This is a genomic window from Klebsiella sp. CD33 (assembly GCF_051992865.1).
Lineage (GTDB): Bacteria > Pseudomonadota > Gammaproteobacteria > Enterobacterales > Enterobacteriaceae > Klebsiella > Klebsiella pneumoniae.
Genome location: NZ_CP197023.1, coordinates 4,414,739 through 4,432,949, shown reverse-complemented (window position 1 = coordinate 4,432,949; position 18,211 = coordinate 4,414,739). Strand labels below are relative to the sequence as shown.

Sequence of the window (18,211 nt, the reverse complement as noted above, 5' to 3'; positions counted from 1 at the left end):
AATGTGTGAAGCCAGACGGGCAGGATAGTTTCAGGCCGATATAATCACGCGGTTAGTACTGGACTATCAAAAACACAGGGAATCTGTATGCAAATCCTCATGGGACTTATCGGCATGGTGGCGCTATTGGCCATTGCTGTGCTGCTCTCCAATAACCGAAAAGCCATTAACCTGCGCACCGTGCTCGGCGCCTGGATAATCCAGGTGGGTATCGGCGCGTTAATATTGTATGTACCGGCCGGGCGCGCGGCGCTATTAGCGATGTCGAATGGCGTCGCCAGCGTTATTGCCTACGGCAATGAAGGGATTAGTTTCATCTTCGGCGGGCTGGTCTCCGATAAAATGTTCGAGGTGTTTGGCGGCGGCGGCTTCGTCTTTGCCCTGCGCGTGCTGCCGGTGATCGTCTTCTTCTCGTCGCTGATTGCCGTGCTTTACTACCTGGGCATTATGCAGCGGGTCATTCGCATTCTCGGCGGCGCGCTGCGGGCAGTGCTGAAGACCTCACGTACCGAATCGCTGTCGGCCACGGCAAACATCTTTGTTGGCCAGACCGAAGCGCCGCTGGTGGTGCGTCCTTATATCGCCACCATGACTCGCTCGGAGCTGTTTGCGGTCATGTGCGGCGGCCTGGCCTCGGTGGCGGGCTCGGTACTGGCGGGCTATGCGCAGATGGGCGTTCCGCTGGAGTACCTTATTGCCGCGTCGTTTATGGCGGCGCCGGGAGGCCTGCTGTTTGCCAAAATTATCGTACCGGAAACGGAAAAACCGGACGATAACCCGGCTCATGACAGCCAAAGCGCTGACGCGGATAAACCGGCCAACGTGCTGGATGCCGCCGCCTCCGGCGCCGCGTCTGGTATGCAACTGGCGCTCAACGTCGGCGCGATGCTGCTGGCGTTTATTGCGCTGATCGCCTTGCTGAACGGCATACTCTCCGGCGTCGGCGGCTGGTTTAACCATCCTGAGCTGTCGCTGCAGATGATCCTCGGCTGGATCTTCTCACCGCTGGCGTGGGTGATTGGCGTGCCGTGGCACGAAGCGACGGTGGCGGGGTCGTTTATCGGCCAGAAGCTGATCATTAACGAGTTCGTGGCCTACATGAACTTTGGCGAATATTTAAAGGCGGATGCCGAAGTGGCGGCGGCCGGGCTGCAGGTCATTTCAGATCACACCAAAGCCATTATCTCTTTCGCGCTGTGCGGCTTTGCCAACCTGTCATCGATCGCCATTCTGATTGGCGGACTCGGGGGAATGGCGCCCAACCGGCGGCAGGATATCGCTCAGCTTGGGCTACGTGCGGTAGCGGCGGGGACGCTGTCCAACCTGATGAGCGCCACCATCGCCGGGGTTTTTCTCGCCCTGTAAGCCTGTCTCCTGAACCAGCGGCCACCGTGCCGCTGGTGTTGCTGTAAATGTGATAATTGCATCACCACTCTCTTTTTTGAAAAAAGGTTTATATTTCAATTTGTAGCGTTTTTATTGCCCGTAAGTTGGGCAAAATGTGCGCCACGCTATCGAGTGTACCTGTTATTGTGTGTTAGAATTATCACATTCTCATCGGCGGTATAGTATCGATTATGCTTAAGAGGGGACTAACGATAATTGCTGCGGTATTGAGTGGTAATTTGTGATCTTAATCACGTTACAGTAATGCAAATTAGTAAGTAGTTTTCATTAACTGTGATGAATGTCGAAGTGTAACGACGAGCGAATGTTACAATAGTAACAGACTCGCAAGGTGAACAAACTATTGATCCGGCATGACGCCGGCGGAGTATGAAATGACTGATTTAAAAGCAAGCAGCCTGCGCGCGTTAAAACTGATGGACCTGACCACTCTGAATGACGACGACACCAATGAGAAAGTCATTGCCCTGTGTCATCAGGCGAAAACGCCGGTGGGTAACACCGCGGCGGTCTGCATCTACCCGCGCTTCATCCCGATCGCCCGTAAAACGCTGAATGAGCAGGGTACGCCGGATATTCGCATCGCCACGGTCACCAACTTCCCGCACGGGAATGACGATATCGACATTGCGCTGGCGGAAACCCGCGCGGCGATCGCTTACGGCGCTGACGAAGTGGACGTGGTCTTCCCGTACCGCGCGCTGATCGCCGGCAACGAGCAGGTCGGTTTCGAGCTGGTGAAAGCCTGTAAGGAAGCCTGTGCGGCGGCTAACGTGCTGCTGAAAGTGATCATCGAAACCGGTGAGCTGAAAGAAGAAGCGCTGATCCGTAAAGCGTCTGAAATCTCTATCAAAGCCGGGGCCGATTTCATCAAAACCTCGACCGGTAAAGTGCCGGTGAATGCCACGCCGGAAAGCGCGCGCATCATGATGGAAGTGATCCGCGATATGGGCGTTGAGAAAACCGTTGGCTTCAAACCGGCGGGCGGCGTGCGCAGCGCGGAAGACGCGCAGCAGTTCCTGGCGATCGCTGATGAACTGTTCGGCGCCGACTGGGCCGATTCTCGTCACTATCGTTTTGGCGCATCCAGCCTGCTGGCTAGCCTGTTGAAAGCCCTGGGTCACGGCGACGGCAAGAGCGCCAGCAGCTACTAATCCCTTGATTTGCCGGATGGCGCTGCGCTTATCCGGCCTACGAATTGATGCCTGTAGGCCGGATAAGGCGCTCGCGCCGTCATCCGGCAATTTATTCTCTTTGGGAGGTTACCGTGTTTCTCGCACAAGAAATTATTCGTAAAAAACGTGATGGTCAGGCATTAAGCGATGAAGAGATCCGCTTTTTCATCAACGGCATCCGCGACAATACTATCTCTGAAGGGCAGATCGCCGCGCTGGCGATGACCATCTTCTTCCACGATATGTCTATGCCGGAGCGCGTTTCGCTGACCATGGCGATGCGGGATTCCGGTACCGTTCTTGACTGGAAAAGCCTCAACCTTAACGGTCCGATCGTCGATAAACACTCTACCGGCGGCGTCGGGGATGTCACTTCGCTGATGCTGGGGCCGATGGTGGCCGCCTGCGGTGGTTACGTACCGATGATCTCCGGCCGCGGCCTCGGCCATACCGGCGGTACGCTGGACAAACTGGAAGCGATCCCGGGCTTCGATATCTTCCCGGACGACAACCGCTTCCGCGAGATTATTAAAGATGTTGGCGTGGCAATTATCGGGCAGACCAGCTCCCTTGCCCCGGCCGACAAACGTTTCTATGCCACCCGCGATATTACCGCGACGGTGGACTCCATCCCGCTGATTACCGCCTCGATTCTGGCGAAGAAGCTGGCGGAAGGGCTGGATGCGCTGGTGATGGACGTCAAAGTCGGCAGCGGCGCGTTTATGCCGACTTATGAACTCTCTGCCGCGCTGGCCGAAGCGATCGTGGGTGTCGCCAACGGCGCCGGCGTGCGCACCACCGCGCTGCTGACCGATATGAATCAGGTACTGGCCTCCAGCGCCGGCAACGCCGTTGAAGTTCGCGAAGCGGTGCAGTTCCTGACCGGCGAATACCGCAACCCGCGCCTGTTCGACGTGACAATGGCGCTGTGTGTGGAAATGCTGATCTCCGGCAAGCTGGCGGCGGACGATGCCGAGGCGCGCGCGAAGCTGCAGGCGGTGCTGGATAACGGTAAAGCGGCGGAAGTGTTTGGCCGTATGGTCGCGGCGCAGAAAGGGCCGAGCGACTTTGTCGAGAATTATGCTAATTATCTGCCGACGGCGATGCTGAGCAAAGCAGTCTATGCTGATACCGAAGGTTTTATCAGCGCGATGGATACTCGCGCGCTGGGCATGGCAGTGGTTTCTATGGGCGGCGGCCGCCGTCAGGCATCGGACACCATTGACTATAGCGTTGGCTTTACCGAGATGGCGCGTCTGGGTGACCGCGTCGACGGACAGCGTCCGCTGGCGGTGATCCATGCCAAAGACGAGAACAGCTGGCAGGAGGCCGCGAAAGCGGTCAAAGCGGCCATTAAACTGGACGATAAAGCCCCGGAAATTACACCGACAGTCTATCGCCGTATCACTGAATAGCGATATACTGATCTGATCGCTTTTTTGCAGCGCAAGATGTATGGAGAACAAGATGAAACGTGCATTTATCATGGTGCTGGACTCCTTTGGGATTGGCGCAACGGAAGACGCAGACCGCTTTGGCGACGTCGGCGCCGATACGCTGGGCCACATTGCAGAAGCCTGCGCCAAAGGCGAGGCTGACCACGGCCGCAAAGGCCCGCTGAATTTACCGAACCTGACCCGTCTGGGTCTGGTGAAAGCGCATGAAGGCTCCACCGGTAAAATTGCCGCGGGTATGGATGGCAATGCCGAAGTGATTGGCGCCTATGCCTGGGCGCATGAACTTTCTTCCGGTAAAGATACCCCGTCCGGCCACTGGGAAATCGCCGGCGTGCCGGTGCTGTTTGACTGGGGCTACTTCAGCGACCAGGAAAACAGTTTCCCGCAGGAGCTGCTGGATAAGCTGGTGAAACGCGCCAACCTGCCGGGCTATCTCGGCAACTGCCACTCCTCCGGGACGGTGATCCTCGATCAGCTCGGCGAAGAGCATATGAAAACCGGGAAACCGATCTTCTATACCTCCGCTGACTCGGTGTTCCAGATCGCCTGTCACGAAGAGACCTTTGGCCTCGACAAGCTGTATGAGCTGTGCGAAATCGCGCGTGAAGAGCTGACCGAAGGCGGCTATAACATTGGTCGCGTGATTGCTCGTCCTTTCGTGGGCGACAAAGCCGGTAACTTCCAGCGTACCGGTAACCGTCACGACCTGGCGGTAGAGCCGCCGGCGCCGACCGTGCTGCAGAAGCTGGTCGATGAGAAAAACGGCCACGTGGTGTCCGTGGGTAAAATCGCCGATATCTACGCCAACTGCGGTATCACTAAGAAAGTGAAAGCCACCGGGCTGGACGCGCTGTTCGACGCGACCATCAAAGAGATGAAGGAAGCGGGCGACGAGACTATCGTCTTCACTAACTTCGTCGATTTTGACTCCTCCTGGGGCCACCGTCGTGACGTCGCTGGCTACGCGGCGGGTCTGGAGCTGTTCGACCGCCGTCTGCCGGAGCTGATGGAGCTGGTTGGTGAGGACGACATCCTGATCCTCACCGCCGACCACGGCTGCGACCCGACCTGGACTGGTACTGACCACACCCGCGAGCATATCCCGGTGCTGGTGTACGGCCCGAAAGTGAAACCAGGTTCGCTCGGTCACCGTGAAACCTTCGCGGACATCGGCCAGACTATTGCGAAATACTTTGGTACGTCTGACATGGAATATGGCAAAGCCATGTTCTGAGGTCATTGCCCGGTGGCGCACAGCGATCCGGGCCTACGATTTGTAGGCCGGGTAAGGCGTAGCCGCCACCCGGCAAAAACAACAATGTAAAAGGAACTGAAGATGGCAACTCCTCACATTAACGCAGAAATGGGCGATTTCGCTGACGTCGTTTTGATGCCGGGCGACCCGCTGCGCGCGAAGCACATTGCAGAAACCTTCCTCGAAGACGTGCGTGAAGTGAACAACGTGCGCGGCATGCTGGGCTTCACCGGTACCTATAAAGGCCGCAAAATCTCCGTGATGGGCCACGGGATGGGTATCCCGTCCTGCTCTATCTACACCAAAGAGCTGATCACCGATTTCGGCGTGAAGAAAATCATCCGCGTGGGCTCCTGCGGCGCGGTGCGTGAAGATGTCAAACTGCGTGACGTGGTGATCGGCATGGGCGCGTGCACCGACTCTAAAGTGAACCGTCTGCGTTTCAAAGACCATGATTTTGCGGCGATTGCCGATTTCGGCATGGTGCGTAATGCGGTAGACGCGGCGAAAGCGCTGGGCGTTGACGCGCGCGTCGGCAACATCTTCTCCGCAGACCTGTTCTATACGCCGGACCCGTCCATGTTCGACGTGATGGAAAAATACGGCATTCTGGGCGTGGAAATGGAAGCGGCGGGTATCTACGGCGTGGCGGCGGAGTTCGGCGCGAAAGCGCTGACCATCTGCACCGTCTCCGACCACATCCGTACCCACGAGCAGACCACTGCCGCTGAACGTCAGACGACCTTCAACGACATGATCAAAATCGCGCTGGAATCCGTGCTGCTGGGCGATAAAGAGTAAGAGCTGTTGTGCCGGGTGGCGGCTTCGTCTGACCCGGCCTACGGTTTTCCAGGCCCGCTAAGCGCAGCGGGCTTTTTTTATCAGCGCACCGCGCCGGCAATCCACGCCGACAGTTCTTTCAGTTCCGCTTCCTGCTCCGGGAAATCGCCGACCAGCGCCTCGCACTGCTGCTGTAATACTTCCGCCCGATACTGACAGCCGACTAAGCGTGCCGCCAGGGCCTCCAGCGGCGCCGGGTTCAGGCTATCGGTAAAGGCCTGCGCGCGGGTGATATGCCCTTTTTCGACGTCAAAATGCAGCTCAACGCCGCCCCAGCGAAAGCGCTCGTCAAGAAGATGAGAGAAGGCCGGCGCCTGGCCGAAGTTCCACTCCCAGCTGCTCTGACGGGCGAAGGTCTCAGCAAAATTTGGTAGATCCGGCGTGTTGTCCGGGGAGATCACCTCGGCGTCCACCCGTTCGCCGTAATGGCTGAAGAATGCTTCCTGGATCGCCTCGCAAACTTGCTGATGGGTAATGCCCGGCAGCAGCTCAACCAGGTTCGCCACCCGTCCGCGCACCGAGGTAATGCCTTTAGCCTGCAGCTTTTTCTGGTCCGGGTTGAGGTAGTTGGCGAGACGGCTTAAATCGGCGTTGAGCAGCAGGGTGCCGTGATGAAAACCGCGGTCCATGGTTTCACGATAGGCGGAGCCGGAGACTTTGCGGTCGCCGCTGTCGGTTTTGACCACCAGATCGTTGCGCCCGGAGGCTTCGGCGGTTACGCCGAGTGAATTAAGCGCCGTCAGCACAATAGCGGTGGAGACGGTTTTGTCGTACTCCGGTTTGCCTGCCATAAAGGTAAAGCAGGTATTGCCGAGGTCGTGGAACACCGCGCCGCCGCCGCTGCTGCGACGGGCCAGCCGCACATGGTCTTCCTCCATGCGGCGGGTATTACACTCCTTCCACGGGTTCTGCGCGCGGCCGATGACCACGGTATCGGCATTGCGCCACAGGAACAGCACCCGCTGGGTGGCGGGCATCTGGCGGAAAATGCACTCCTCGACCGCCAGGTTGAACCACGGGTCGTAAGAGTCAGAGAGCAGGAGGCGCAATGTGGACATTATAGATTTCCTTTCTTTTCATCGTCTTCATCCTCAACCGGCTTGTTGGCGGTGAGCAGGAAGGGCGATTGCTGCCAGCGGGTGCGTTTGCCCTGCAGCAGCGTGCGGGTCAGCACCACGCCGATAGCCAGGGACAGCAACAGCATCAGGCGTAAGATATTGGTGGTATTATCCACCTGCTTCGCCTCGGTCGCCAGGGTATGAGTATCGAGGGTCAGACGCAGGTAGCCCAGCGGGCCGTTTTTTCCTGGCACCGGTTCGACAATCTGCTGGTTGAAGTAGCCGCCGGCTTTTTTACCATCCAGCGCCAGCCGGTCGCGAACCTCGACGCTTTCGCCAGAGCGCGCCACCAGGTCGCCCTGTTCGTCATATACCCCGGCGTCCAGGACGCGGCTGTTATGGGTTAGCTGGGTCAACAGCTGATTGATGCGCTTCTCGTCAGGCGTCTCGCTGCGCATCAGCGGCGCGAGATTCAGCACCACCTGCTGCGCCAGCGTGCGGGCCAGCTCTTCCAGCTGCGGATTGCGTTGTTTCTGACTGTTCTGACTGAACCACGAAGCGCCCTGCATCAGCGCGACGAGCAGGGCGAGACAGATAAGAACAATGACCGCACGATGCAGCCGGAATTTCAGTTTTGCGCGAACCATATTCCACCTTTGAAAATTTGCAGCTTAATGTTGCCAGAAGCGCTGGTTACAAGGTAGCCTCATGCGTTATTTTCCTCGCCTGAATGAAGAGATGTGGAGCCGTAATGCCTAACAGTTTGACCTGGTGCGACCTGCCTGAAGACGTTTCCCTGTGGCCTGGGTTGCCGCTTTCCCTGAGCGGCGACGAGGTCATGCCGCTGGATTATCACGCCGGGCGCAGCGGCTGGCTGCTGTATGGTCGCGGTCTGGATAAACGTCGGCTGACGGCGTGGCAGCGTGAGCTGGGCGCCGCGTTAGTGATCGTTGCCTCCTGGGTGGTCGAGGATTACCAGGTGATCCGCCTGGCCGGTTCGCTGACTCCCCGTGCGACGCGACTGGCGCATGAGGCGGGGCTGGACGTCGCGCCATTGGGTAAAATCCCCCATTTGCGCACCCCGGGCCTGCTGGTGATGGACATGGACTCCACGGCGATTCAGATCGAATGCATCGATGAGATTGCGAAACTGGCCGGCACCGGCGAGCTGGTCTCGGAAGTGACCGAGCGGGCGATGCGTGGCGAGCTGGACTTCACCGCCAGCCTGCGCCAGCGCGTGGCGACGCTGAAAGACGCCGATGCCAGTATTTTGCTGCAGGTTCGCGACGCGCTGCCGCTGATGCCGGGCCTGGCGCAGCTGGTGCTCAAGCTGGAAACGCTGGGCTGGAAAGTGGCGATCGCCTCCGGCGGTTTCACCTTCTTTGCCGAGTATCTGCGCGACAAACTGCATCTCGACGCGGTATTCGCCAATGAGCTGGAGATCCGCGACGGCAAGCTCACCGGCAACGTGCTCGGCGATATCGTCGATGCGAAATATAAAGCCAATACGTTGCGCAAGCTGGCGGAAAAGTATGAGATCCCAACGGCGCAAACCGTGGCTATCGGCGATGGCGCCAACGACCTGCCGATGATTAAGGCAGCAGGGCTTGGCATCGCCTATCACGCGAAGCCCAAAGTGAATGAACAGGCGGAAGTGACTATCCGCCACGCTGACCTGATGGGGGTATTCTGTATCCTCTCGGGCAGCATGAACCAAAAGTAAGAGGTAAACGTGGCGAAAGCTCCAAAACGCGCATTTGTCTGTAATGAATGTGGTGCGGATTATCCGCGCTGGCAGGGGCAGTGCAGCGCCTGCCATGCCTGGAACACCATCACCGAGATGCGCATCGCCGCGTCGCCGCAGGTGGCGAGAAACGAGCGTCTTTCAGGCTATGCCGGTAACGCCGGCGTGTCGAAGGTGCAGAAGCTGTCAGATATCAGCCTGGAGGCGCTGCCGCGTTTCTCCACCGGCTTTAAAGAATTTGACCGCGTGCTGGGCGGCGGCGTGGTGCCGGGCAGCGCGATCCTGATTGGCGGCAACCCCGGCGCGGGCAAATCGACGCTGCTGCTGCAAACCCTCTGCAAACTGGCGGAAGGGATGAAAACTCTGTACGTCACCGGGGAGGAGTCCCTGCAGCAGGTGGCGATGCGCGCCCATCGTCTCGGGTTGCCAACGGCCAACCTGAACATGCTCTCGGAAACCAGCATTGAGCAGATCTGTCAGATCGCCGATGAAGAAAAGCCGCAGCTGATGGTGATCGACTCCATCCAGGTGATGCATATGGCCGACGTACAGTCGTCGCCGGGCAGCGTCGCCCAGGTACGGGAAACCGCGGCCTATTTGACGCGCTTTGCTAAAACTCGCGGCGTGGCGATTGTGATGGTCGGCCACGTCACCAAAGACGGCTCGCTGGCCGGTCCGAAGGTGCTGGAGCACTGTATCGACTGCTCGGTGCTGCTGGACGGGGATGCCGACTCCCGCTTCCGCACGTTGCGCAGCCATAAAAACCGCTTTGGCGCGGTGAACGAGCTGGGCGTCTTCGCCATGACCGAGCAGGGCCTGCGCGAAGTGAGCAACCCGTCCGCTATCTTCCTCAGCCGGGGAGATGAAATCACCTCCGGTAGCTCGGTGATGGTGGTCTGGGAAGGGACCCGCCCGCTGCTGGTGGAGATCCAGGCGCTGGTCGATCACTCAATGATGTCCAACCCGCGCCGCGTGGCGGTGGGGCTGGAACAGAACCGTCTGGCGATCCTGCTGGCGGTGCTGCACCGTCACGGCGGCCTACAGATGGCCGATCAGGACGTCTTCGTCAATGTGGTCGGCGGGGTGAAGGTCACGGAAACCAGCGCCGACCTGGCGCTGCTGCTGGCGATGGTCTCCAGCCTGCGCGACCGTCCTCTGCCGCAGGATCTGGTGGTCTTTGGCGAAGTGGGGCTGGCCGGGGAAATTCGCCCGGTACCGAGCGGTCAGGAGCGTATCTCCGAAGCGGCGAAGCACGGCTTCCGCCGCGCCATCGTCCCGGCGGCCAATGTGCCGAAAAAAGTGCCGGAAGGCATGCAAATCTTTGGCGTGAAAAAGCTTTCAGACGCGCTAAGCGTTTTTGACGACTTATAATAAGTTAAAAGGAGATTAGCGATGTCGTCATTTGACTATTTAAAAAGCGCCATTAAGCAGAAAGGCTGTACCCTGCAGCAGGTGGCGGAAGCCAGCGGAATGACCAAGGGGTATCTTAGCCAGCTGCTGAATGCCAAAATCAAAAGCCCGAGCGCGCAGAAGCTTGAAGCGCTGCATCGTTTCCTCGGGCTGGAGTTTCCCCGCCGACAGAAAAGCGTCGGCGTGGTGTTTGGTAAGTTTTACCCGCTGCATACCGGGCATATCTACCTGATACAGCGCGCCTGTAGCCAGGTCGATGAGCTGCATATCATTATGGGCTATGACGATACCCGCGACCGCGAGCTGTTTGAAGAGAGCGCCATGTCGCAACAGCCGACGGTGCCTGACCGCCTGCGCTGGCTGCTGCAAACCTTTAAATATCAGAAGAATATTCGCATCCACGCCTTCAATGAAGAGGGGATGGAGCCCTATCCGCACGGCTGGGACGTGTGGAGCCATGGGATCCGCGCTTTTATGAGCGAAAAAGGGATCGAGCCGAACCGGATCTATACCTCGGAAGAGGCCGATGCGCCGCAGTACCTTGAGCATCTGGGGATCGAGACGGTGCTTATCGATCCTAAGCGGACCTTTATGAATATTAGCGGCGGGCAGATCCGCGAGAACCCGTTCCGCTACTGGGAATATATTCCGACGGAAGTGAAACCGTTCTTTGTGCGGACGGTGGCGATCCTCGGCGGCGAGTCGAGCGGTAAATCGACGCTGGTCAATAAACTCGCCAATATCTTCAATACCACCAGCGCCTGGGAATATGGCCGGGATTATGTTTTTTCGCATCTCGGCGGCGATGAGATGGCGCTCCAGTATTCGGATTACGATAAAATTGCCCTTGGGCATGCGCAGTATATTGATTTTGCGGTGAAATATGCCAACAAGGTGGCGTTCATCGATACCGACTTCGTCAGCACTCAGGCCTTCTGTATGAAGTACGAGGGACGTGAGCACCCGTTTGTGCAGGCGCTGATTGATGAATACCGCTTCGACCTGGTGATCCTGCTGGAGAACAATACCCCGTGGGTGGCCGATGGACTGCGCAGTCTTGGGAGCTCGGTGGATCGTAAAGAGTTTCAGTCGTTGCTGGTATCGCTGCTGAAAGAGAACGAGATCGAATTCGTTCATGTGAAGGAGTCGGACTACGATGCCCGGTTCCTGCGCTGCGTCGAGCTGGTGAAACAGCTGATGGGCGAGCAGGGGTAGGTGCTCTGCGGGCTGTAGCCCTCACCCCAACCCTCTCCCAATGGGAGAGGGAGCAAACATTAAAAAAGGCAACTTGCGTTGCCTTTTTGCGTTTTATTTCGCGATACGTTTGTACTTGATTCGCTTCGGCTCCAGCGCGTCGGCGCCGAGAGTGCGTTTCTTGTACTCTTCGTACTCGGTAAAGTTACCTTCGAAGAACTCAACCTTACCTTCATCCTGGTAATCCAGAATGTGGGTGGCAATACGGTCAAGGAACCAGCGGTCGTGCGAGATAACCATCGCGCAGCCCGGGAACTCCAGCAGGGCGTTTTCCAGCGCGCGCAGGGTTTCGATATCCAGGTCGTTGGTTGGTTCATCGAGCAGCAGGACGTTACCGCCGACCTGCAGCAGTTTCGCCAGGTGCAGACGACCACGTTCACCGCCGGACAGCTCGCCAACGCGTTTACCCTGGTCGACGCCTTTGAAGTTAAAGCGGCCCACGTAGGCGCGGCTCGGCATCTCGGTGTTGCCGATCTTCATGATATCCAGGCCGCCAGACACTTCTTCCCACACGGTCTTACTGTTGTCCATCGCGTCGCGGAACTGATCGACGGAAGCCAGCTTAACGGTTTCACCCAGGGTGATGGTGCCGGAATCAGGCTGTTCCTGGCCGGACATCATGCGGAAGAGGGTGGATTTACCCGCGCCGTTCGGACCGATGATGCCGACGATAGCGCCTTTCGGTACCGAGAAGCTCAGATCGTCAATCAGAACGCGGTCGCCGTAGGATTTGCGCAGATGGCTGACTTCCAGAACTTTATCGCCCAGACGCGGGCCTGGCGGAATGAACAGTTCGTTAGTCTCGTTACGTTTCTGATATTCAACGTTGTTAAGCTCTTCAAAGCGCGCCAGGCGGGCTTTGCCCTTAGACTGACGGCCTTTCGCGCCCTGGCGAACCCACTCGAGTTCTTTCTCGATAGATTTGCGGCGTGCGGCTTCCTGAGAAGCTTCCTGCGCCAGACGCTGGTCTTTCTGCTCCAGCCAGGAGGAGTAGTTGCCTTCCCACGGAATACCTTCGCCGCGGTCAAGCTCGAGGATCCAGCCGGCGACGTTATCAAGGAAGTAACGGTCGTGGGTAATCGCCACCACGGTGCCTTCGAAGTCGTGCAGGAAGCGTTCCAGCCAGGCGACGGACTCGGCGTCGAGGTGGTTGGTCGGTTCGTCGAGCAGCAGCATATCCGGTTTTTCCAGCAGCAGACGGCACAGCGCGACGCGGCGGCGTTCACCACCGGAAAGATTAGCGATTTTCGCATCCCAGTCCGGCAGGCGCAGGGCGTCGGCCGCGCGCTCCAGCTGGACGTTCAGGTTGTGGCCGTCGTGCGCCTGGATAATCTCTTCGAACTTGCCTTGCTGTGCGGCAAGCTTATCGAAGTCCGCATCCGGCTCGGCGTATTTGGCATAGACTTCGTCCAGACCCTTCAGCGCGTTAACCACTTCGGCGACCGCTTCTTCCACGGACTCGCGCACGGTGTGCTCCGGGTTGAGCTGCGGCTCCTGCGGCAGGTAGCCGATTTTGATGCCGGGCTGCGGACGCGCTTCACCTTCGATCTCGGTGTCGATACCGGCCATGATGCGCAGCAGGGTAGATTTACCGGCGCCGTTCAGACCGAGCACACCGATTTTCGCGCCAGGGAAAAAGCTGAGGGAGATATTTTTCAAAATATGACGTTTCGGCGGTACCACTTTGCCGACACGATGCATGGTATAAACGAATTGAGCCACGTTGGACTTCGCCTCTTTCTATTTTGATAGATAGTTCAAAGCCGAAGTGTAGCCTTTTTCGCGCGCTAATCCCAGCGAGGCGACAGGATTCACAGAAGCGTAAAAAAATGTCCAGGACATGGCGCGTTTAGCGTTGTCTGATTAGCATAAGTAAAGCCGCCTGCCGAACCGGCAGGGGTTTTTAAGCGGCACGATGCTGCGAAAATGCACCGGAAAGAGGAAGAGCTTGTGGAAAAAGCCAAAAAAATGGCGTGGCATCTTTTGGCTGCTAGCGTTGGTTTGTTGACGTTGAGTCAGCTGGCGCATGCGGATTCACTGGATGAACAGCGCAGCCGCTACGCACAAATTAAGCAGGCGTGGGATAACCGGCAGATGGATGTAGTCGACCAGCTGATGCCCACGTTAAGCACCTATCCCCTGTATCCCTATTTGCAGTACCGACAGATCACCGACGATCTGATGAACCAGCCGGCGCTGGTGGTGAAAAACTTTATTGACGCCAATCCGACGCTGCCCCCTGCGCGTTCATTACGTTCGCGCTTCGTGAATGAACTGGCCCGGCGCAGCGACTGGCGCGGCTTGCTGGCGTTTAGCCCGGATAAGCCGACCAGCACCGAGGCGCAGTGCAACTATTACTACGCCAAGCTGAGCGTGGGGCAGTCGCAGGAGGCCTGGAGCGGGGCGAAAGAGCTGTGGCTGACGGGCAAGAATCAGCCCGGCGCCTGTGAACCGCTGTTCAGCGCCTGGCGCGACTCCGGTCAGCAGGATCCGCTGGCCTATCTCGAACGGATCCGCCTGGCGATGAAGGCCGGCAATATCGGGCTGGTGAAATCGCTGGCCCAGCAAATGCCCGCCAACTACCAGAGCATCGCCAGCGCCGTGGTCGCCCTGGCTAACGATCCAAACAGCGTCCTCACCTTCGCCCGCACCACCGGGGCGACGGACTTTACCCGTCAGATGGCCGCCGTCGCCTTCGCCAGCGTCGCCCGCCAGGACGTGGAAAATGCCCGCCTGATGATCCCTTCGCTGGTACAGGCTCAGCAGCTCAATGAGGATCAGACCCAGGAACTGCGCGATATTGTCGCCTGGCGCCTGATGGGTAGTGATGTAACCGAAGAGCAAGCCATCTGGCGCGATGACGCAATCATGCGTTCGCAGTCCACGCCGCTGGTGGAGCGGCGGGTACGGATGGCGTTGGGGACGGGCGATCGCCATGGCCTCAACACCTGGCTGGCGCGCCTGCCGATGGAGGCGAAAGAGAAAGACGAATGGCGCTACTGGCAGGCGGATCTGCTGCTGGAGCGCGGCAGGGATGAGGAGGCGCAGGCGATCCTTCGCTCGTTGATGCAACAGCGAGGCTTCTACCCGATGGTCGCCGCTCAGCGTCTTGGCGAGGAGTATACCTTCCGCATCGATAAAGCCTCGGGCACCATCGATCCGGCGCTGGCCTCCGGGCCGGAGATGGCGCGGGTACGTGAGCTGATGTACTGGAATATGGATAACACCGCGCGCACCGAATGGGCCAACCTGGTCACTAGTCGCACCAAATCCCAGCAGGCGCAGCTGGCGCGCTATGCCTTCGATCAGCACTGGTGGGATCTGAGCGTGCAGGCGACGATCGCCGGTAAGCTGTGGGATCAGCTGGAAGAACGTTTCCCGCTGGCCTATAACGACCTGTTTGCCCGCTATGTTAGCGGCAAAGATATTCCGCAGAGCTACGCGATGGCGATTGCCCGTCAGGAGAGCGCCTGGAACCCGAAAGTGCGCTCGCCGGTCGGCGCCAGCGGACTGATGCAGATTATGCCGGGCACCGCGACGCATACCGTCAGTATGTTCAGCATTCCCGGCTACAGCGGCCCGTCGCAGCTGTTGGATCCGGAAACCAACATCAACATCGGCACCAGCTATCTGCAGTACGTTTATCAGCAGTTCGGCAATAACCGTATCTACGCCTCAGCGGCCTATAACGCCGGGCCGGGCCGGGTACGCAGCTGGCAGGGGAACAGCGCCGGACGGATCGACGCCGTGGCGTTTGTCGAGAGTATTCCGTTTTCGGAAACCCGCGGCTACGTGAAGAATGTCCTCTCCTATGACGCCTACTACCGCTACTTTATGGGGCAGCAGGATAAGATCCTCAGCGATGCGGAGTGGCGCCAGCGTTACTGATCGCCGGGAAGTATGTTATGCTTTGTACTCGTTGAAGAGTACATTCGACGGGCAGCGTAAGCTGCCCGTCTCAATATGGTGGCGCGATATGACCCAACAATCTCCCTATTCCGCGGCCGTTGCCGAACAACGTCATCAGGAGTGGCTGCGCTTTGTTGCCCTGCTTCAGCAGGCCTATGCTGAGGATCTGCATCTGCCGTTGCTGCAGCTGATGCTGACGCCCGACGAGCGCGAAGCCCTGGGTACCCGGGTGCGCATTATCGAAGAGTTGCTGCGCGGCGAGATGAGCCAGCGTGAGCTGAAAAATGAGCTCGGCGCCGGAATTGCGACCATTACCCGCGGGTCGAACAGCCTGAAATCGGCGCCGGTAGAGCTGCGCCAGTGGCTGGAGCAGACGCTGCTGGCTAGCGATAAATAGCGTTATGGAACGGGCTTAGCGCCAGCACGACCGCCTGGTGGTAAACGCTGCTGCGGGTTAATCTGCCGCCGGTGAAAACCCCAATCGCCCCCTCTTTACGACCGATCTGATCGATGCCGGTATACTGCGACATGACCGGGCCGAGGGCTTCGCCAGCGCGAACCTGCTCAAGAATAACGTCAGGCAACGGCAGCGTGGCTGAGCGCGCTTCTCCGCGCTGGCTGGCGCTTTCGATGACCACCCAGCTAAAGGTGCTGTCATCGTCGATACCGGCTTCGATAGCTACCCAGAAATCGGCATTTGGCCGGGCAAGGCGCGCATTGGCGACGCGATTTCGTGCGCCAGCGCGCGTTTCCTCGCTGCCGAAGGGCTGTTCCGGCACGCCGCTCTCGACGGCGACGGACTCAATGTGGCAGGATCCTTCGCCGAAAATCTCGTCAAAAGCCTGCAGAATTGCCTGAATTTTGGCGGGATTAGTGGTCGCTGAGACAACATGGTGCATAATCAAAACAACTCAGAATAAACTAACGTCATCGCAGTATACTCTAAATCACCCCGAGGGCAGGCGGTAATGCCCGAAAGCGGTTGATAACGAGTCCAGAACGGAAAAAAAGCATGTTACAAGTATACCTTGTTCGCCACGGTGAAACGCAGTGGAACGCCGAGCGACGTATTCAGGGTCAGTCCGACAGCCCGCTGACCGCCCATGGTGAGCGCCAGGCCTGGCAGGTGGGCGAGCGCGCCAGAACGCTGGGGATCACCCATATCATTACCAGCGATCTGGGGCGAACCCGCCGCACAGCAGAAATTATCGCCGAAGCCTGCGGCTGCAGCGTGATCGCCGATGCGCGCCTGCGCGAACTGGATATGGGGGTGCTGGAGAAGCGCCATATCGACTCGCTCAGTGAAGAAGAAGAAGGCTGGCGTCGCCAGCTGGTCAACGGCACACCGGACGGTCGTATTCCGCAGGGCGAATCGATGCAGGAGCTCAGCGAGCGTATGCATGCGGCGCTGGCATCCTGTCTGGAATTACCCGCCGGTAGCCGGCCGCTGCTGGTGAGTCATGGGATCGCGCTGGGCTGCCTGGTGAGCACGATATTAGGGCTGCCGGCGTACGCTGAGCGTCGTCTGCGGCTGCGCAACTGCTCTATTTCGCGCGTCGACTATCAGCAAAGCCCGTGGCTGGCTTCCGGCTGGGTGGTGGAAACGGCGGGCGACGTCTCGCATCTTGACGCCCCCGCAATGGACGAGCTGCAGCGTTAACGGCGGATCGGGATCAGATACTCGCAGCGCAACTGAATCGGCGTGGCCTGATCCCGGCTTTCATCTTCAGGGTAGAAGCGTTCAATATCCAGCCCCTTGCGACGCGTCAGGTTCAGCATCGGCATGCAGGTGCCGTAGACGGTCAGGATGAATTCCTGCAGACCGGTACCCAGCCCTTCATACGTAAACATGACATACTCGCCGCCCTCCAGGGTCACTGGATGGGCATGCTGCAGGTGGCCGTTAGCCATCTCCGGCGTCAGCGCGGTGGTATAGAATACTTCCTGCTCATCGTCTTTTTCCAGGCTCGGACGCGGCTCATGCAGCCCGTAGAGCACCGGGGGGATTGACGGTGAGTTGCCGAGGAAGTCTCGCCAGAACTGGACCCGCATCTGGTTACGAAAATCGGAGATTTCCTCGAGCTTACAGGTATAGCTCTGGGTCACGCCAAGCAGCTGAGTAGGGGGCAGAGTGATAAACTCATGTTTCGGCAGGGTAAATTCGCCAAGACGCAGCGGCGGGCGCATACCGAACGAGCTCCAGTCCGGCGAGCGGCGGTAGAGCGCCGGCGTCAGCGAGAATTGTTTCTTAAACGCTCGGGTGAAGGTCTGCTGGGAGTCGAAACGGTACTGCAGCGCAATATCAAGGATTGGACGGGCGGTCAGGCGTAATGCGACAGCAGATTTCGACAAGCGGCGCGCGCGAATATAGGCACCGATGGCATGGCCGGTGACATCCTTAAACATTCGCTGCAAATGCCACTTGGAATAACCTGCCTTCGCCGCCACATTATCCAGAGAAAGCGGCTGATCCAGGTGACCTTCCAGCCAGCTAAGGAGATCGCGAATAATCCCTGCTTGATCCATAAAATGTCCCCATCCTTAAACACAGGTGCCTGATATTAAAGTAGCGGATAATAGCATTTTTTGATGTTTTAGCATTCAGTGTTTTTTTTGCTTTTAAATGCGGTAGGTCAGGGGATTTGAACGATAATTTTGTAAAGCTGTGATCTATAAACCTTTTCTGCTAAGTGCGTGATAAT

The 18,211-nt window shown here is 58.3% G+C and carries 16 protein-coding genes; 11 read left to right on the top strand and 5 right to left on the bottom strand.

The window, feature by feature from the left end; genetic code table 11:
• The first annotated feature begins 87 nt into the window (after nt 1–87).
• From ACR809_RS21700 to deoD, 5 genes are all read left to right on the top strand, one after another.
• A complete protein-coding gene (locus tag ACR809_RS21700) occupies nt 88–1,365 on the top strand; it encodes a NupC/NupG family nucleoside CNT transporter (RefSeq protein WP_122051562.1) in 1,278 nt (425 codons plus the stop codon).
• A gap of 416 nt (nt 1,366–1,781) precedes the next feature.
• Nucleotides 1,782–2,561, top strand: a complete 780-nt coding sequence (deoC, locus tag ACR809_RS21695; protein WP_002887784.1) for a deoxyribose-phosphate aldolase — start codon at nt 1,782–1,784, stop codon at nt 2,559–2,561.
• Between the two features lie 113 nt (nt 2,562–2,674).
• Nucleotides 2,675–3,997 carry a thymidine phosphorylase gene (gene deoA, locus ACR809_RS21690; RefSeq protein ID WP_002887787.1) on the top strand — a complete coding sequence of 441 codons (1,323 nt, stop codon included), beginning with the start codon at nt 2,675–2,677 and terminating at the stop codon, nt 3,995–3,997.
• Between the two features lie 52 nt (nt 3,998–4,049).
• Nucleotides 4,050–5,273 carry a phosphopentomutase gene (deoB, locus tag ACR809_RS21685; protein WP_004151380.1) on the top strand — a complete coding sequence of 408 codons (1,224 nt, stop codon included), beginning with the start codon at nt 4,050–4,052 and terminating at the stop codon, nt 5,271–5,273.
• Between the two features lie 102 nt (nt 5,274–5,375).
• Nucleotides 5,376–6,095, top strand: a complete 720-nt coding sequence (gene deoD / locus ACR809_RS21680) for a purine-nucleoside phosphorylase (protein WP_002887789.1) — start codon at nt 5,376–5,378, stop codon at nt 6,093–6,095.
• Nucleotides 6,096–6,175: 80 nt separating this feature from the next.
• Here deoD and lplA read toward each other — a convergent pair whose 3' ends face one another.
• The gene (gene lplA, locus ACR809_RS21675; RefSeq protein WP_004146971.1) at nt 6,176–7,192 is read right to left on the bottom strand and encodes a lipoate--protein ligase LplA; all 1,017 of its coding nucleotides are present in this window, start codon (nt 7,190–7,192) and stop codon (nt 6,176–6,178) included.
• On the bottom strand, nt 7,192–7,839 hold the full coding sequence (locus ACR809_RS21670) for a YtjB family periplasmic protein (protein WP_002887794.1): 648 nt from the start codon (nt 7,837–7,839) through the stop codon (nt 7,192–7,194). The genes lplA and ACR809_RS21670 overlap by 1 nt, the downstream gene beginning before the upstream one ends.
• A gap of 104 nt (nt 7,840–7,943) precedes the next feature.
• Between ACR809_RS21670 and serB the strand changes: the two genes are divergently transcribed.
• Genes serB through nadR form a run of 3 tightly spaced genes read left to right on the top strand, consistent with a single transcriptional unit; the run spans nt 7,944 to nt 11,561 of the window.
• A complete protein-coding gene (gene serB, locus ACR809_RS21665; protein WP_004177487.1) occupies nt 7,944–8,915 on the top strand; it encodes a phosphoserine phosphatase in 972 nt (323 codons plus the stop codon).
• A gap of 9 nt (nt 8,916–8,924) precedes the next feature.
• Nucleotides 8,925–10,307, top strand: coding sequence for a DNA repair protein RadA (gene radA / locus ACR809_RS21660; RefSeq protein WP_002887800.1), 1,383 nt, complete (start codon nt 8,925–8,927; stop codon nt 10,305–10,307).
• 21 nt (nt 10,308–10,328) lie between these two features.
• Nucleotides 10,329–11,561, top strand: a complete 1,233-nt coding sequence (gene nadR / locus ACR809_RS21655) for a multifunctional transcriptional regulator/nicotinamide-nucleotide adenylyltransferase/ribosylnicotinamide kinase NadR (protein ID WP_122051561.1) — start codon at nt 10,329–10,331, stop codon at nt 11,559–11,561.
• A 93-nt stretch (nt 11,562–11,654) separates the two neighbouring features.
• Here the strand turns inward: nadR and ettA are convergent, their stop codons facing one another.
• Nucleotides 11,655–13,322, bottom strand: a complete 1,668-nt coding sequence (gene ettA, locus ACR809_RS21650; protein ID WP_002887805.1) for an energy-dependent translational throttle protein EttA — start codon at nt 13,320–13,322, stop codon at nt 11,655–11,657.
• A gap of 228 nt (nt 13,323–13,550) precedes the next feature.
• Between ettA and sltY the strand changes: the two genes are divergently transcribed.
• The gene (gene sltY / locus ACR809_RS21645) at nt 13,551–15,488 is read left to right on the top strand and encodes a murein transglycosylase (protein ID WP_004182874.1); all 1,938 of its coding nucleotides are present in this window, start codon (nt 13,551–13,553) and stop codon (nt 15,486–15,488) included.
• 88 nt (nt 15,489–15,576) lie between these two features.
• Nucleotides 15,577–15,906: a trp operon repressor gene (gene trpR / locus ACR809_RS21640; protein WP_002887809.1), complete on the top strand. Its 330-nt coding sequence runs from the start codon at nt 15,577–15,579 to the stop codon at nt 15,904–15,906.
• On the opposite strand, the gene yjjX is transcribed toward trpR, so the two are convergent.
• The gene (gene yjjX, locus ACR809_RS21635) at nt 15,893–16,408 is read right to left on the bottom strand and encodes an inosine/xanthosine triphosphatase (RefSeq protein WP_004178555.1); all 516 of its coding nucleotides are present in this window, start codon (nt 16,406–16,408) and stop codon (nt 15,893–15,895) included. The genes trpR and yjjX overlap by 14 nt on opposite strands.
• Before the next feature lie 113 nt (nt 16,409–16,521).
• Between yjjX and gpmB the strand changes: the two genes are divergently transcribed.
• Nucleotides 16,522–17,169 (top strand): 2,3-diphosphoglycerate-dependent phosphoglycerate mutase GpmB, encoded by a 648-nt coding sequence (gene gpmB, locus ACR809_RS21630; protein ID WP_002887811.1) that lies wholly within the window; start codon nt 16,522–16,524, stop codon nt 17,167–17,169.
• Here the strand turns inward: gpmB and robA are convergent.
• On the bottom strand, nt 17,166–18,035 hold the full coding sequence (robA, locus tag ACR809_RS21625) for an MDR efflux pump AcrAB transcriptional activator RobA (protein ID WP_002887812.1): 870 nt from the start codon (nt 18,033–18,035) through the stop codon (nt 17,166–17,168). The genes gpmB and robA overlap by 4 nt on opposite strands.
• Nucleotides 18,036–18,211 lie beyond the last annotated feature (176 nt).